15 protein-coding genes are annotated in these 16511 nt (G+C 40.5%); 6 read left to right on the plus strand and 9 right to left on the minus strand.

All coding sequences use genetic code 11. The features are described from left to right. The coding region (locus tag EDD58_RS15405) for a helix-turn-helix domain-containing protein (RefSeq protein WP_207903316.1) at positions 1-131 on the minus strand (131 nt) is incomplete at its 3' end. 346 nt (positions 132-477) lie between these two features. On the opposite strand from EDD58_RS15405, the gene EDD58_RS14280 reads away from it, so the two are divergent. Both EDD58_RS14280 and EDD58_RS14285 read left to right on the plus strand, forming a co-directional pair. Next, positions 478-984, plus strand: a complete 507-nt coding sequence (locus tag EDD58_RS14280; RefSeq protein ID WP_131926764.1) for a GNAT family N-acetyltransferase — start codon at positions 478-480, stop codon at positions 982-984. Positions 985-1388: 404 nt separating this feature from the next. Continuing rightward, positions 1389-2741 (plus strand): amino acid permease, encoded by a 1353-nt coding sequence (locus tag EDD58_RS14285; protein ID WP_207903315.1) that lies wholly within the window; start codon positions 1389-1391, stop codon positions 2739-2741. Positions 2742-2924: 183 nt separating this feature from the next. Here the strand turns inward: EDD58_RS14285 and EDD58_RS14290 are convergent, their stop codons facing one another. The 5 genes from EDD58_RS14290 to EDD58_RS14310 all read right to left on the minus strand — a co-directional run bounded on the left by EDD58_RS14290 (position 2925) and on the right by EDD58_RS14310 (position 7938). Next, complete coding sequence (locus EDD58_RS14290) at positions 2925-3950, minus strand: fumarylacetoacetate hydrolase family protein (protein ID WP_424321685.1); 1026 nt, start codon at positions 3948-3950, stop codon at positions 2925-2927. A 72-nt stretch (positions 3951-4022) separates the two neighbouring features. Next, on the minus strand, positions 4023-5120 hold the full coding sequence (locus EDD58_RS14295; RefSeq protein ID WP_131926768.1) for an MGDG synthase family glycosyltransferase: 1098 nt from the start codon (positions 5118-5120) through the stop codon (positions 4023-4025). Positions 5121-5247: 127 nt separating this feature from the next. Continuing rightward, positions 5248-5526, minus strand: coding sequence for a small, acid-soluble spore protein, alpha/beta type (locus EDD58_RS14300; protein ID WP_131926769.1), 279 nt, complete (start codon positions 5524-5526; stop codon positions 5248-5250). 306 nt (positions 5527-5832) lie between these two features. Continuing rightward, on the minus strand, positions 5833-6444 hold the full coding sequence (locus tag EDD58_RS14305) for a superoxide dismutase (RefSeq protein ID WP_131926771.1): 612 nt from the start codon (positions 6442-6444) through the stop codon (positions 5833-5835). A gap of 357 nt (positions 6445-6801) precedes the next feature. After that, on the minus strand, positions 6802-7938 hold the full coding sequence (locus EDD58_RS14310) for an HAD family hydrolase (protein ID WP_131926772.1): 1137 nt from the start codon (positions 7936-7938) through the stop codon (positions 6802-6804). Between the two features lie 204 nt (positions 7939-8142). Here EDD58_RS14310 and EDD58_RS14315 point away from each other — a divergent pair, with 204 nt between their 5' ends. Together EDD58_RS14315 and EDD58_RS14320 are read left to right on the plus strand one after the other, a co-directional pair. Further along, positions 8143-9309, plus strand: a complete 1167-nt coding sequence (locus EDD58_RS14315; protein WP_131926774.1) for an SH3 domain-containing protein — start codon at positions 8143-8145, stop codon at positions 9307-9309. Positions 9310-9653: 344 nt separating this feature from the next. Next, a complete protein-coding gene (locus EDD58_RS14320) occupies positions 9654-10787 on the plus strand; it encodes an SH3 domain-containing protein (protein WP_279389117.1) in 1134 nt (377 codons plus the stop codon). A gap of 53 nt (positions 10788-10840) precedes the next feature. Here the strand turns inward: EDD58_RS14320 and nadA are convergent, their stop codons facing one another. From nadA to nadB, 3 genes are read right to left on the minus strand one after another with little or no spacing between them, the layout of a single operon-like run. Further along, positions 10841-11947: a quinolinate synthase NadA gene (gene nadA / locus EDD58_RS14325; RefSeq protein ID WP_131926777.1), complete on the minus strand. Its 1107-nt coding sequence runs from the start codon at positions 11945-11947 to the stop codon at positions 10841-10843. 3 nt (positions 11948-11950) lie between these two features. Next, positions 11951-12796 (minus strand): carboxylating nicotinate-nucleotide diphosphorylase, encoded by an 846-nt coding sequence (nadC, locus tag EDD58_RS14330; RefSeq protein WP_131926779.1) that lies wholly within the window; start codon positions 12794-12796, stop codon positions 11951-11953. Further along, the gene (gene nadB, locus EDD58_RS14335) at positions 12762-14324 is read right to left on the minus strand and encodes an L-aspartate oxidase (RefSeq protein ID WP_131926781.1); all 1563 of its coding nucleotides are present in this window, start codon (positions 14322-14324) and stop codon (positions 12762-12764) included. The genes nadC and nadB overlap by 35 nt, the downstream gene beginning before the upstream one ends. A gap of 239 nt (positions 14325-14563) precedes the next feature. Between nadB and EDD58_RS14340 the strand changes: the two genes are divergently transcribed. Next, positions 14564-15715 (plus strand): cysteine desulfurase family protein, encoded by a 1152-nt coding sequence (locus EDD58_RS14340; protein WP_131926783.1) that lies wholly within the window; start codon positions 14564-14566, stop codon positions 15713-15715. A 64-nt stretch (positions 15716-15779) separates the two neighbouring features. Then, positions 15780-16436: a hypothetical protein gene (locus EDD58_RS14345; protein WP_131926785.1), complete on the plus strand. Its 657-nt coding sequence runs from the start codon at positions 15780-15782 to the stop codon at positions 16434-16436. The last annotated feature ends 75 nt before the right edge of the window (positions 16437-16511 follow it).

Consider the following 16511-nt stretch of genomic DNA (forward strand, 5'->3'; position numbering starts at 1 on the left):
GACTTATTCATGAGTGTTGCTTGTTTTTTTGTTGGGTACAGACGAAATTTGTAGGCCTGATGCACTTGCTTTTCACCTCCTTGCGTAACATCATACCTATAGGCACGCATGTTCGCAATAAGAGATTTCATCTAGCACGAAAAAGATTTCACACCCTCCTAGATGTGGAAGTGATTCTACAGTTAATATGTAAGAAGTCAGAGAGAACACTGATGCTAGTAAGATGGTGGAATGCTTCCTGAAACCACACTTTAAAAAGTTGTCTGACTTGCGAGAGGGTTAGAACCCTCCCTCGTCCGACGCCCCCATTCATCCCCCACTTATAGAAGGTGAGGGTCTTCTTGGCGATTTATAATAAATCCTTCTCCATATAATTGTCACATTTAGCAAGGAAAATAGATATTGAAAATTAAAATAAATATGCATATGATTCAAAATAAACTTACCTTTAAAAAACATTACAGTGAGGAGTAAATCATGACTCAAATTCGATTAGCAACTTTAGCCGATGCCAAAGGAATCGCTTCTGTCCAAATAGCTAGTTGGCGTCATACTTACCAAGGAATGATTCACAAAAATTACCTACAGCAGTTAAGTCTTACGAAACATGAAGAGAAGTGGAAGAAAATCATTCCAAGTGACACGATCGTCTATGTGGCCGAAGATGATCATGGAAATATCATTGGTTTTGCTAGTGGAGGAAAAGAACTTTCAGGTCAATATCAGGGTTGGGCGGAACTATCAGCCATCTATCTGCTACCTGATCAACAAGGAAAAGGAGTTGGCAAACGGCTAGCCAATTCGATCATCCGCCAATTACAAAAAGAACCATATTCCCATATGATCGTATGGGTATTAGAAACTAATCATCTTGCCCGTCGCTTTTATGAACATTTAGGTGGCACGGTTTTCACTCAGACCACTACGACTATTGGCTCGCAAAGTGTAGAAGAAGTGGCCTATATCTGGAATTTATCCGCATAAAAGCAATGACTCAAACCCAATCGGATCCATTCATCCATAATTAAAAGTGATTTTCCACCAAAGTATTTTTCGTTTTGTCATTGGTAATCATTACTTGGTCAACACTATTTAGATATGCCTGTTCAAATATACCCCAATAAAATATAATATTCTTCATAACTCGACTTGAGCAAAACCATTTAAATGAATTAAAAATTAAGCAACTTAATTCGAACCAAGGAGGGGAGAGGTTTTTCTGACAAGCGACTTTTGCGGATCCGATCCGAAAGTGAGACAGAGAAACAGCGATCCGATGGAATCAGGATCAATATCTACTAAAATGCTCATATAGAGTTCACAATTTAAGATTCAGCCCTATTTTAGATCTAATGATTGTAAAGAGCCTAATTAAAAGGAGACGAGAAATGAGTAAGAATCAAGATGAGTTGAGTAGAGGTCTGACCCCACGCCATATTACGATGATGGCACTAGGGGGAGTCATTGGAGCAGGTATGTTTAAAGGGAGCAGTAGCTCAATCGCTACTGCTGGTCCTGGAGTGGTCGTTTCTTACTTGATTGGTGGCATCATTTTATTATTCGTTATGCAAGGATTAGCCGAGATGACCATTCGTCATCCACATGCTCGAAATTTTCGTGATTTACTCGAGCCTATTTTAGGTCGCTTTGCTGGTTATTTAGCAGGTTGGATGTACTGGATCACTTGGGTGTTAGTCATGGCCGCTGAAATAACAGCAGCAGCTATTTTTCTCCAATATTGGTTTGATCATATCCCCCTATGGATTTTATCCTTAATCATCTCTTTATTGATCACTGGTATCAATCTATTTCAAGTGAAAATCTATGGAGAAACAGAGTTCTGGCTAGCTGGTATTAAGATTCTTGTATTAATTTTATTTATACTTTTAGGTGGAACTCTTTTATTTACAGGATTTAGTGACCATGCGGCACCAGGGCTTACAAACTTAACGGCACATGGTGGTTTTTTCCCCAATGGCATCGTAGGGATTGCTTCATCGATGTTGATCGTGATGTTCTCATTTGGGGGCGCTGAGATGATTGGGATGACACTCGGAGAAATGAAGAATCCCGAAAAAGTAGTCCCACGAATCGCCCGAACTGTGATCACTCGTATTATCGTCTTTTATATTCTGCCGATCTTTGTCATTGTTTCCCTTGTCCCATGGAACCAACTGGGAGAGAACAGTCCATTTGTCACTGTGTTTCAGGCAATTGGTATTCCCTATGTAGATCATATCATGAACTTTGTGTTACTAACTGCAGTGATTTCCTCAGCCAACTCCGGTATGTACGCCGCATCCAGAATGCTATATTCTCAAGCACGCTCTGGTCATGCACCTAAATTCTTAGCCAAACTATCTAAACAAAAAGTACCTGTTTTTGCTTTATTGTTTAGTACTTCATTTTTATATATCGGAGTTATTATCGCCTTTTTTGCAAAAGGAAAAACCTTTGATTACCTAATGGTAATTCCTGCGTATTCCATGTTACTCATCTGGATCCTATTATTGATGGCTCATTTGAAAAGTCGTTCCCAAGGCATTGATACAAATAAATATCATGTAAAATTCTTTCCTTTCACTTCTTGGATCGGCTTAATCATCTTAGGAATCATTTTTGTCGGCATTACACTTACAACACCATTTTATGGTACGATTGCCACAGGAATTACAGTTCTAATCGTTACTCTCATCTATCCACTTACCATTCGCCGTTCAACGAGGGCGACAAGTAATTAAACTAACTTGAACATGACTAAAATCATATCCTTTTGTCTTTAAAAAATAAGAGCTCATGAAGATCGATGAGCTCTTATTTTTCAATTCTAAAAATCACCTAAATGATCTCTAACACTTCCTCCCCCTACAGATCCTTGGAGCACAGGAGAGTGCTAATTCCTAATGTTAAAATCATTTATGTCCCTATGCTTCAGTAATCGTATTACGTAAAACCCCTAGCCGTTCAATCTCTAACTCGATCACATCTCCAGATTCTATCCAACGGTGAACCTCAGGACCTAGTTCCAGAATACAACCTGTTCCTACCGTCCCAGATCCAATCACATCTCCTGGATAAAGATCACAATCTTTAGAAGCACGAGCGATCATTTGTGAGAAGCTCCAATACAAATCTTTCACATTTCCTTGAGAAATCGTTTGTCCATTGACTTTGGCAGTCATTCTCAAGTCCCAATGCTGTCCATTCCTTCGGTCTTCTAATTCATCTAAGGTCACCAAACAAGGTCCGAGTGAAGTCGCAAAATCCTTTCCTTTCGCAGGTCCGAGTCCAACTGCCATTTCTTGTCTTTGTAAATCTCGAGCACTCCAATCATTCATAATGGTAAAGCCCGCTATATAACTCTGTGCATCAGCTTCAGAAATATTTCTTCCTTTTTTACCAATGATACAAGCGATTTCTAACTCGTAGTCCAGCCATTGAGTCTCTTCTGGTTTCACAACTGGGGCTTCATGACCAATAATAGACTGATGATTGGTAAAATAGAAAACAGGAATCTCATACCATTCGGGAATCATTGCTAACCCTCTACGTTGTCGCGCAGTCATCACATGTTGTTCAAATGCATAAAAATCTCGCACACTTTTGGGTTGAGGTAAAGGCGCAAGAAGATCCACCTCATCCAAACGAAGAGCTACGGGTTCACCCTCGACCGTTAATCGGGAGGTCTCTTCCAACTCCATCTGCCGATTCACTTCTTGTAGACGTTGGATCTCATCACTCCCTCGCTCTAAAAGGGTCTGCATATTCGTAGGCAATCCATGTGAAAATGCGAGCCCTTTTTCCAACTGTAACCATTGACCAGCAAATCCTACATCGACAACTAGCCCTTGAGTCAACCATCCTAGCCTCATATTCAAGTTTCTTTCATTCAAACTTTGAATATGTAAAGGGTCTTCATCTACTTTGATCCGATAGGAAACTAACTTCACTCGCTTCAACCTCCTTTATATAAGCATATTCGTGAAGGAGTGAGAATCGCAAGAAAAAAAGCAGACTTTTCTTCAAAGAGTCTGCAAAATAGGTCGTTTTGCTTTCATCGTTATATTCACAATATGTTGGGCTGATTCTTCAGAACTAAGCTCTTCAAAGCTGCCACACAATCGGTCTTTTTGAAAATAGGGGGAGAAAAAGTTCTCAATCTGAAAGCGAATCGTAGATGGGTGGGTAATCATCCCTACACGATGATGGAGTAAATACTGCTGATTAGCTTCTTCTTGACCTGGAAAAGCTTCAAACAGTAGCATGGGAAGCCTTTTCGCGATGGCCTCACTAATTGTAACTCCACCTGGCTTTGTGACAAGAAGATCAGCTGCGGACATCCAGACTGGGATATCTGTTCTAAATGACTCCACTCGAATATGAGGGTGGATTTCTTGGGACAACCGCTCATATAAATCCTTGTTTTTTCCAGTCAAAACCACGAATTGAATATGTTTAGAAGCTCGTACAGCCTCCACTAAGTTTTCCAGTGGACCTAAACCAGTTCCGCCTCCCATGATCAGTACCACAGGTCGCTGTTGTTGTAAGCCCAGCTGAAGTCTCGCTTCTTCTTTAGCAACCGCTTCATAAAAATGAGGGTGGATCGGTAAACCTGTTTCGACTACTTTTAATCCCGTCTTCCATTCGATCCGCCCCCATTCATTTTTTCCAAGAAGCTTTTTGGGAACACAAAGAACATTAGGAACGCGAGCCAACCACATCGGGTGAAGTTCATAGTCTGTCACTACACCAATCGAAGGAACTTCTGCCCATTTGGAAGGTGCCATCAGTAATCCAAACGGGTGTGTAGTAACAATTCTTGTTGGTTGGACTTGTCTAAATAGAGCATTTAATTTCTTACGGATCGTCCAGCCCATATTCGCAATCAATTCACTTGAGACATACCGAATCACACGGGATTGATGAGTCCAATCATATAAGTAATGGTAAAAAAACGGAAATTTATTCAACATCCCTTGATAGCCTGATTGCAAAAGGGGATGAAAGGTCTGGGGAATCAACTCCAATAGGTCAACCACCTTAGCAGTTACACCAGGCAACTGTTCAAAATGACATTTTAGAGTTTTTGCCACTGCATTATGACCTGTACCAAATCCCATGGACAGTAGTAAGATGCGTTCGATGGTGACTCCCTCCTTTCCTCCCTAATCCCATTATACTCAGTTCTACTTTTAAAGAAGTTTCATCCATAAAACTCATGTGCAAAATTAACGTATGATTAATATTTTATTCTCCAGATTTTCTAAGTGATTCTTGAGCTAAACGAACCATCTCTTTAACCATTTGACCTCCAATGGCACCACCGATTTTCCCAGCATCTTCCGCCCTGATATCTCCATTACCGGATTGATTTAAAGGGATGTCCAATTGTTTAGCCACTTCCATTTTTACGTCATTAGGGTCTAGTATATTCGTTCCTAAGACTTTGTTCATCACTTTTGTTTTAAATTCATCCACTTCTTCTCTTGCATGAGAAATGAGCAACCTTCTGCGTCGTCGGGTCATTTTGACACCTCCTTACAGATAGTTTGCTCCTTATCATTATTTTTATATAACATTCTTACCGGATGTTCAATTTATTCTACACTTTCTTCAACGGACAGTAAAATTTACACAGAAAACGGGAAATCATCTGAAACATCTTTAGTAATCTCCCCTCTATCTATTCAACGGTAAAATCGATCAAGTTGTTCCATCACATTTACTTTTTCATCTACAAATCTCCATTAGCAACCCATGAGGAGGGGCGTTAACGTATTTATTAATAAAAAAACACAGCCTGGAGTCCCAGACTGTGTTCAGATAAAAATATTAGCCACGTGCAGCTAGATAACGTTTGTTTACTTCTTCCCAATTAACTACATTCCAAAAAGCTTCAATGTATGCAGGACGTTTATTTTGATACTTCAAGTAGTAAGCATGCTCCCAAACATCCAAGCCTAAAATTGGAGTAGCCCCTTCCATCACTGGATTATCTTGGTTAGGTGTACTGGTTACTTCTAATTCACCATTTTTGACAGCTAGCCAAGCCCAACCACTACCAAAACGCTTGACAGCAGCATCACCAAATGCGGATTTAAATTGATCAAAGCTACCAAATTTTTCATCGATTGCTTTGGCTAGCTCACCAGTTGGAGAACCTCCACCATTTGGGCTTAAGATTTCCCAGAAGAGAGAGTGGTTTGCATGACCTCCACCATTGTTGCGAACTGCTGCTTGAATGCTTTCAGGAAGTGCTTTTAAGTCTGAGATTAATTCTTCAACTGTTTTATTTCCAACTTCGTGTGCTTCTAAAGCCGCATTCAGGTTGTTCACATAAGTAGCGTGGTGACGATCATGATGGATTTCCATCGTCAACGCATCAATATGAGGTTCAAGAGCATTAAAATCATATGGAAGTTTTGGTAATTCGTATTTAGCCAACGAAATTCCCTCCTGATATGTAATTGGGTTCTTCCATCATGACGTACATGATGGCTCTATCCATTGCTTACCCTCTTTTATTATGCTAAAAACACTTCACTTTAGTCAATCATTTTGTTTAGAAAGTAGAAAAAGTCTTCTTTAGATTTTGTGAATCATTCAGTTGTCATTTTCATTATATCTCAACGTGAGCCAAACTATGAAATTAATTAAATAATGTTATTCTGTCCTAATTAAACTAGAAGGGGAGATGTTTTTCTAGCGTACAACTTTGGCGAACTCGATCCGAGAGCGAGACAGAAAAACAACAACTCGAGGAGATTTGAATCCATATGAACTCAAATGACTCATATAGAGTTATATGATTTGCTCCACTTCAGACACATCATTTAAAATATAATCAGCTTTTAACTCTTCAAACTTGGAGCGTGCGTCCTGACCAGTAAGACCTGTCAACGTGGCAGCAAAATCACATCCCATTTTTCGAGCCGCTAAATAGTCTGCCACCGAGTCGCCTACAATCAATACCTTTTTCCCATGGGCTACAGGTAAAGGATGTTGAATACACTCTTCCACTGTTGCTGACTGACTTAAAAGACCTTTAACATAGGTGAAAGGTTCAGGCTTCCCTAACGGAGAATATTCTGGATAAGCTTCTTCCGCTTGAATCACGTCAGAGGCTGTAATAATTCGATCCGCATCAAACACAGATAATAACTCTAATTCGGTTAGTGGTACTTTGGTTTCCAGCCAACGCCTTCCTGTACCAATCCCCAGTACGATCCCTTTCGCTCTTATTCTTTCCAAAATCATACGGATTCGGTCTGGAGCAACAATTGGAATCTCTTGATACAAAAAGCCTCGTTTCCCCTCAATTCTTGGGTTCTTTTTTTCAGTTTCTTGATATAGTTGATCCCCTAAATACCACTCTTGATACACAGAATAACCTAACATCCAACAAGTACTATTCCGTGAAAAAAGGTGCACAGAAGTATCGAACCAACGACTAGCCAGATCATTAAAATAGACTAATAGTTCATGCTTCTCGATCTTCTCTTGATCTTGAAATAAAATCGGTAATTGATCATAGGAAGGTTGATAAGAAGTTAGTAATGGACCACCCCATTCTTTTAGTCCAGCTAGTGATTGTTCAGTAATCGGTTGAGAGAGAAAATAACGTACTTTTTCAGGAAACTGAGTGTACAGCTTTTTAAGAATTAGTAAAAGCTGTGCTGAGAAATTGAGATAAACCATATCCCAATTAGAATTGATTCCCTTAGTTTTCATCCAATCTAAAATTCGGTTATCTTGAAATACTTCTTTTCGAATGGCCCTGATCTGTTCTTCTGATGGTTGGTGGGTATAACCACTTCCATCTAAATTTAAAAAGTGAGGGGCGTGAAGTAATTCCCACACAGACAGTGCTGAAGCGTCAAAGCAACGCTCTTCGCTCAAAAAAACACCATCTACATCAAATAAGATGATATCGTACAAAAAGTCCAACTCCCTAAAAAGTAGTAAGCTTCCTTTATCGCTTTATTTTAATGAAGACAGGTGTAGGTTTCAAGGCTTCATGCGAAATTGGTTCGCTTTTCACCTTCCCAGTTCTCAATATATAAGTTATCATAAAATTAAAGAAAAATATTCCTGCCGTGAGTCCATCCATGAAATACGAAGGGGAAGGAGAACACCAAAGACATGTTAAAATGGTGTCGGTTTATAGTTGTAACGTTTATGTTAGCTGTACTCACCAGCTACGCTTTACCGGGGTCCATCGAAGCGGCTACAACGCCTGATTACAAAATCGAAGTAAATAAAAAGACAAATAAGCTATATTTGTACAAAAATGGATCTGTAAGCAAAGTTTATCCTGTAGCTACAGGAAGAACCACCGCTCTTACACCTGAAGGGACATTTCCTATGGTGGTAAAAATCTCAAAACCAGGATGGAAACATATCCCAGGGGGTCTCCCTGAAAATCCACTAGGTGAGCGCTGGAATGGCATCAGTGTCAACGGAGATAATGGCCGTATGTACGGAATCCATGGCACCAATAACCCGAAGTCAATCGGTTCGAGTGCTTCTAGTGGCTGTATTCGCATGCATAACAATGACGTGATCCAACTTTACAACACGATTTATGAAGGAACTCCTGTCTGGATTCACAGTGGTACAAGTAACAACAAATGGCGTGGAGATTCTCGCGTTGGATTAAAACCTGCTAGTGGAACCGTACAAGTGAATGGTACGAATGTAAATGCACGTACAGGTCCCTCTACGGGTGCTTTTGTTGTTCAATCCTTAAATAAAGGAACTGTTTTGACTCGAACAGGTGTATCTGGCGATTGGGTACAAGTCAAATTACCTAATGGTAAAATTGCATTTATTCACAAAAACTATGTGGTTGATAGCTCCAAACCTACTCCAACTCCTCCAACATCTAACTTCACTCCATCTTCAGGCCAAGTGCAGGTTACAGTGAATATAGCCAACATTAGAGTCAGTCCAAGTCTTTCATCAACTGTTCTCACCAAAGCTAAAAAAGGAAGCATCTTTACACTCAAAGCTTATAACAAAGAATGGTTCCAAGTTCAGTTACCGAACGGGAAAATCGCTTATCTCCATTCAACAGTGGCTAAGAAAACGGCTCCAGCAAACTCTGGTTTCTCCAAAGCTTCGGGTCAAGTGGTCATTAGCGTCAACGTAGCTAATGTACGTACAAACCCAAGCCTCACTTCTCCTGTCATGACCAAAGCCAAAAGAGGTACTAAATTCACCTTGATTGGAGTTAGCAAAGAGTGGTATCAGATCAAACTTGCTAATGGTAAAATCGCTTATCTCCATAACTCTGTTGCCAAAAGATAAACAGTAGTTCATTGATCAGGCAGTAAAGGCTTGATCAACTTAGTCTCATTCAGCATTAGACTTGCCATTTTGTAGGAAATTCAAGCTGCAACAAGAATAGGAAACTCCTATTTAAATGGTGATATGTAGTTCACCAAATTATAGACTCACGGCCATCTCAAGGTATTCTATTTGAATACCTTTTTTTATTAATATGACACCAAACTGTTTCCTATACTCGAATAAATATATGAGTAAAACAACGTAAAGATTCATTTAATCATCAACTCCCATGATCCTCTCGATCTAAGAGGAGGAGACATAGGAAGCAGGAGGGAACCATTACGATTAAACATTGGAAATGGCTGGTTTCAGCTGTAGTTGCTACTGTTGTTGTCTTTGGTGCTTTTTATTCAACAGCGGGTGCTGCCGCAAACTACCAAGTAGAAGTAAACAAAAAAACAAACAAACTCATTCTTTATAAAGATGGAGCACCTTTTAAAGAATACTCTGTAGCCACGGGTCGTACAGAAGATTTAACCCCTGAAGGTACCTTTACAATGGTAGTAAAAATCAACAAACCAGGATGGAAAAACATCCCGGGTGGCGATCCACGAAATCCACTTGGTGATAAATGGCTTGGGATCACTGTAAATAGCGACAAAGGTCGTACATACGGAATTCATGGGACTAATAATCCATCATCCATCGGTTCACATGCTTCAAGCGGTTGTATCCGTATGGGTAAAGAAAACTTGAATGAACTGTACAGTTTAATTCCTGAAGGAACTCCTGTATGGATTCACAGTGGTAACTCAAAAGGGAGTTGGCAAGGCGATCCATCTTTTGCGGTACAACCTACCAATGGTAAAGTAAAAGTAACTGTGGATCAGGCAAATGTTCGTACAGGTCCTTCTACAGGTGCATTTGTGATTTCACAAGAGAAAATTGGAACAATCTTTGAAGTCACTGGCTTTGTGAAAGATTGGGTTCAAGTGAAACATCCTAGTGGTAAAGTAGGATATTTACACAAGTCTGTATACGAAAAAGTATCTGGCAATACAAGTCCTACACCTTCTCCAGACATGAACAAAGCAAGTGGAACTGTGACGATCACTGCATCCACAGCCAACATTCGTTCCAGTACATCATTAAATGCTCCAGTGGTACAAAAAGCCAAAAAAGGAACGAAATTAACCCTAATCGGTGAAAACAAAGAATGGTTCCAAGTAAGATTGTCCAATGGATATACCGCTTATGTCCATAAGACTGTTGCACAAAAAGCAACATCTACACCTTCACAACCAGCAACAGGCAAGCAGCTAACTGTGACTGTCAATCTAGCAAATATACGTACGAGTCCTTCTTTAAAAGCCACCATTAAACAAAGAGTGGTCAAAGGAACCAAACTAAACCAAGTAGGTGTAAATGGAGAATGGTATGTCATTCAACTAGCCGATAAAAGCTTAGGTTTCGTTCATAATAGCACAGTACGTTAATCCTATAGGACAAGCCCGTTTCCAATAAAAAAGGAACGGGCTTGTTTTTATGGTTATTTTATTTCAAGCATACGATCGAGGGCTACTTTGGACCAATGAGCAATATCTGGCTCCACTTTAATTTGGTTGGTGGGCTTTCCTTCTAAAATTTGATCTAAAGCCCATAATAAATGTGGTCTGTCGATTCGGTTCATTGTCAAACATGGGCACATGGTGGTACTTAATAAAACAATGTGTTGCTCAGGATGTTCATTAGCTAAACGCTGAACTAGATTAACTTCTGTGCCAATCGCCCATCTACTACCTGGAGGGGCAGCTTCAATCGCTTTGATAATATAATCGGTGGAACCCGAACAATCAGCTTGTTGTACCACTTCAAAAGAACATTCTGGGTGTACAATCACTTTCATTTCTGGATCTCGCTCACGAACTCCCTGAATTTGTTCAGGTGTAAATTTTTGATGAACAGAGCAATGTCCTTTCCACAAAATCATCCGAACATCGTCTAAATTCCCCTTTACCTCTTCAAACTGTCCAGAAATCGGTGCCCAAACCACCATTTCCTCCAATGGAATCCCCATTTGGTAAGCCGTATTTCTTCCTAGATGTTGGTCAGGTAAAAATAAGACCCGTTTCTTTTGTTCAAATGCCCAAGTGAGGATGGCGTGTGCATTGGACGAGGTACAAGTAGTCCCACCATGCCGCCCTACAAAAGCTTTAATGGCAGCCGTTGAGTTGACGTAAGTAACGGGAATGATGGTGTCGCCAAATTCTTTTTGTAACACTTCCCAAGCTTCTTCAACTTCTTCAATATCGGCCATATCTGCCATCGAGCAACCTGCTTTTAGATCTGGTAATACAACGATCTGTTCAGGTGTTGACAATGTATCTGCCGTCTCCGCCATAAAGTGAACGCCACAGAAAATGATATATTTGGCTTCACGCTGTTCTGCACCGATCCGAGCCAGCTTTAAAGAATCTCCTCGATGATCGGCATATTGAATCACATCATCTCGTTGATAATGATGTCCTAAAATAACTAGATCTTTACCTAATTGCTTCTTAGCTTCAGTAATACGTCGATCTAGCTCTTCACTTGAAAGTGCACGATATGTTTCAGGAAGTTGATTGGTTATAGGTGTCATCATATCTAAAGACATCTTTTATGCCCCCTTCGGTCCTTCAAAATCTAAGCTGATATCGCAAGAAGTAGCTGAATGAGTCAGCCAACCCAGTGAAACCCCATTCACCCCAGTTTCAGCAATCGAACGAATGGTATCAGGAGTGATTCCACCTGATGCTTCAGTCCACACTCGTCCATCAATCAGGTCAACTGCTTTTCGTAGCGTGGGTAGATCCATATTATCAAGTAGGATGGCATCTACAGATAATGTGAGAATTTCTTGTACTTGTTCAAGTGTATCTGCTTCAACCTCAACTTTTACCATGTGTCCAACATATTGTCTGACACGTTCTACCGCTTGGGAGAGACTACCTGCCATTGCAATGTGATTATCCTTTAACATCACACCATGACTTAAGCCAAAGCGATGATTCGTTCCCCCACCGATCCGAACAGCATATTTTTCTAATTGGCGTAATCCGGGAGTCGTTTTTCTTGTATCTAGTAGCTGACAATCGAGCCCTTCCAATTTTTTTACCATCTCTCTAGTAAGAGTAGCAATTCCACACATCCGTTGGAGTAAATTGAGAGCTACCCGTTCTCCGGTTAAGATGGCTTGGGTGGGTCCAATGATGCGAGCGATGATGGTTCCTTTGGAAACCTCCTCACCTTCTTCGACACAGGACACCCATTCACAGGAACTGTCTAGTTCTTGAAATATTTGTGCTGCGATCGGTAATCCAGCTACTACACCTGTTTGCTTCATCACGAACACACAGGAGCTAGCATGGTCATTAGGAACCAATGCTTCTGTTGTTAAATCACCAGCTCCGATGTCTTCGTTCAGAATTTCACGAATAAACTGTTTCAAAGCAATTGGATTCATAATCGCTTCTCCTTACCTCATTATGTCTAGATGCCCACTCAGGCAGAGTTTTTGGAAAATCGTAACGATAATGTCCTCCTCGACTCTCTTCTCGCCATAAGGCTGCCTTCATAATAATTTGTGCAGTTATTAACATATTGCGACACTCTACATATCCATCAGGGATTTGAAGTGATAACTCCTTCAATTGTGCAATCCCATCTAATAAACCTTCAGATGAACGAACAATGCCGGCCTTCTCCCACATAACCTTTTTGATTTTTTGCTTCCACTTTTCTTCTATTTGCTTATCTTTGCACAAAGTAGGCAAGTGGAATAGGTCTCTTTCCTCGATGTGAGCCTCCAGAGGTTCTAAGGAAGACAATCGACTTGCCACTCGCTGTGCAAAGACCGCACCTTCTAATAACGAATTACTGGCTAGTCGATTCGCACCATGAACACCTGTACATGCGACCTCACCACATGCAAATAGCCTTGGGATCGTTGTTTGTCCGTAAAGATCTGTTTGAATCCCCCCCATAATAAAGTGGGCTGCTGGAGTTACGGGGATCAAATCTTGTGAAGGATGAATCCCGTGATATATACATTGATGATATATTTTAGGGAAACGTTCTTCAAATCGTTCGTTCATACTTGTCGCATCCAAATATATTTGATGATTTTGGCTCATCTCACTATAAATCGCTCGGGAAACCACGTCGCGGGGAGCTAGATCTCGCCATTCATGGTAGTCTTGCATGATTGGCATACCCAATTCATTAACCAGAATAGCACCTTCTCCTCGTACTGCTTCTGAAATAAGGAACATAGGGTTTTGCTCTACAGCCAATGCTGTCGGGTGGAATTGAATAAACTCCATATCTCTTAGTAATGCGCCAGCTCGATAGGCCATCGCAAAACCATCCCCTGTGGAAACGATTTCATTGGTGGTAGATTGATATAGCTGACCACAACCCCCCGTCGCAAGAACCACTCCCTTTTTAGCCACATATAATACTGGATCTTTTTCTAGATCAACAGCAGTGACACCACGGCAAATTCCCTGTTGCAACCACAAATCCAACACCAATGTATGCGTTATCATTTTAATATTATCATGATGTTCGGCTTGTGTAAGTAATGATGAAGTGATTCCAGCCCCCGTAGAGTCTCCACCAATATGCAAGATTCGAGAAACACTATGCGAACCCTCACGTCCTAAAGCCAGATGATCTCCTTCACGATCAAAGTCTGTTCCCCATTGGTTTAATAGATCAATCGTGGAGGGCCCCATGTGAACAAGTAGATCAACAGACTGAGGATCACAAAGCTCTACGCCCGTACGCAAAGTGTCTTTGCCATGTAATTCAGGAGAATCGTTTTCCCCCACTGCGGCGGCAATCCCTCCTTGTGCTCGAAAGGAGTTACTTTGTTCCTCTTTCGCTTTAGTTAGAATAACAACCTCCCCTATTTTGGCGAGGGATAGAGCGGTCATTAATCCAGCAATGCCACTACCCACAACGATAAAATCGGTTACCCTACGCGTCATTTTCTACAGATCCTTTCACGAAATCTTAACATTTTGTTTCAACCTTATTTTCTCAGGAAAATAAACAATGTCAACCATAATTTTTTGCCTAATCATTTCTCCATTCTCAACGACTCCATCAAGGATCAACTGTAACTCTTGACAATCTCTCTGACAAAAAAGAAAAAAGCAGTCTATCCCCTTATTTTTCAGCTATAATGAAGAAAGAGTTAGTTATTTGATATCGGAGGAATTCAAGCATGAAGCCGATTTATCTGGACTACGGGGCAACCAGTCCCGTTCGCTCAGAAGTATTAGAGGTGATGATTCCCTATTTTCAAAATGAATATGGAAACCCAGGGAGTATTCACGACGCCGGGCAACGTGCCTATGATGCCATTCAATACGCACGGGTTCAAGTTGCCCAAGCATTAGGAGCAGAGTCAGCTAGAGAGATTCTTTTTACAAGCAGTGGCACTGAATCAAATAATCTTGCCATTATTGGAGCCGCTCGTCTGCAACGCTCCAAGGGTAATCATATTATTACGTCGAAAATTGAACATCCCTCTGTCTTAGAGACTTGTCAATATTTGGAGCAAGAAGGGTTTCAAGTCACTTATTTAGATGTAGATTCCTTTGGTTCTGTTCACATCGATAACTTGAAAAATGCCATCACGGATCAGACAATTCTAGTCACCATCATGGCTGCGAATAATGAAGTGGGCACCATTCAATCCATCGCAGAAATGGGTCAACTCCTAAAAGAAACCCCCATCCTCTTTCATACAGACGCTATTCAGTACATAGGAAAGGTTCCTTTTACTGTTGATCAATTGGGAGTCGATCTACTTTCGATCGGAGGGCATAAAATATATGGTCCCAAAGGAGTGGGGGCTCTCTACATTCGCAAAGGAACCAAGATTGAACCCATCATGTTTGGTGGCGGTCAAGAACGTCGTTTACGACCCAGCACCTTAAATACTCCATTAATTGTTGGATTCGGTGTGGCATGCCAACTAGCCGTCCAAGAAGCTAAATCTGAATCTCAACGCTTAACTTCATTACGTAATGACTGTTGGCAAAGAATTCAAGATGAAATCGGAAATGTGGAACTAAATGGTCATCCTGTTCTTCGTCTTCCCAACAACTTGAATCTCAGTTTTGATCGGGTTGAAGGACAAGCTATTTTACTTGAGCTGAATCGCTCACAAATTTATGTATCTAGTGGATCAGCATGTAGTGCCGGTAAACATCGGGCTTCTCATGTATTAAAAGCAATGGGTAAAAGCGATGATATCGCTCACCAAAGCCTACGAATCACATTTGGAAAAGAGACTACAGAAAACGACATTCATCTGTTTATTGAGAGCTCTAAACAGGCTCTTCATTATTTACGATCTTTGATGATTTGATTCTGAGATCTAATGCACAACAAAATCAATAAAAATTGACATCAATCGTGGAGGCTACCGATCATTGAGTAGGTTTATTAAACCATTATTACAACTCATATTGGGATTGTCGATTGCAACAGCCGCTTGGATTCTCTTTGTTTTTTTACAGTGGTTTAACTACTCCGAACCTGATCAAGTTTATCTTGTGGGAGCAATTATCTCCTATGGGTTCGTCTATCTTTTTCTCTGTGGTGTGGTATTCTTTATCTTCACCTTTATTAAGCATCGAAAAAAACCTGATGTTCTTAAAAAGCGTTTCTTTATCTTTTCTGCTTTTTATTTACTATTGAGCCCTTTAGTTATCATGTCTTTTGATAATTATCTATTGGTCACTCCCAAAGGAATTGCTTATAATCAGTTTTTAAAAATCAAAGATGAGAAAGTTAAAGGATGGTCAGAGATCGATCGGGTTGTTCTAGATTATCAACAATCTACCTGGCTACCAAACGAACAGATTCGCTTACAATACATTATCAAATTTAAAGATGGAACCACGATCGATCTCAATAACTATAACTCACCTCTATTTGAGGCTAAAGAATTTATGGGAATTCACCGTGTCATGGTGAATCATGGAGTATTAATCGAAAAGAAACGACCTCTTCCTAAGCACCTTGAAAAGCCAGATACATTCATTTATCAAATCTTTCACTACAAAGCAAAAAACACCCAAGATTAATCTCTGGGTGTTTTCTTATTCCCAATCTAACATAATGTTCCAGATCCCGTCGGGTCGCCGTTTCTCTGTCTCGCT

The organism is Hazenella coriacea, from assembly GCF_004341825.1.
Classification (GTDB): Bacteria; Bacillota; Bacilli; order Thermoactinomycetales; family Thermoactinomycetaceae; genus Hazenella; species Hazenella coriacea.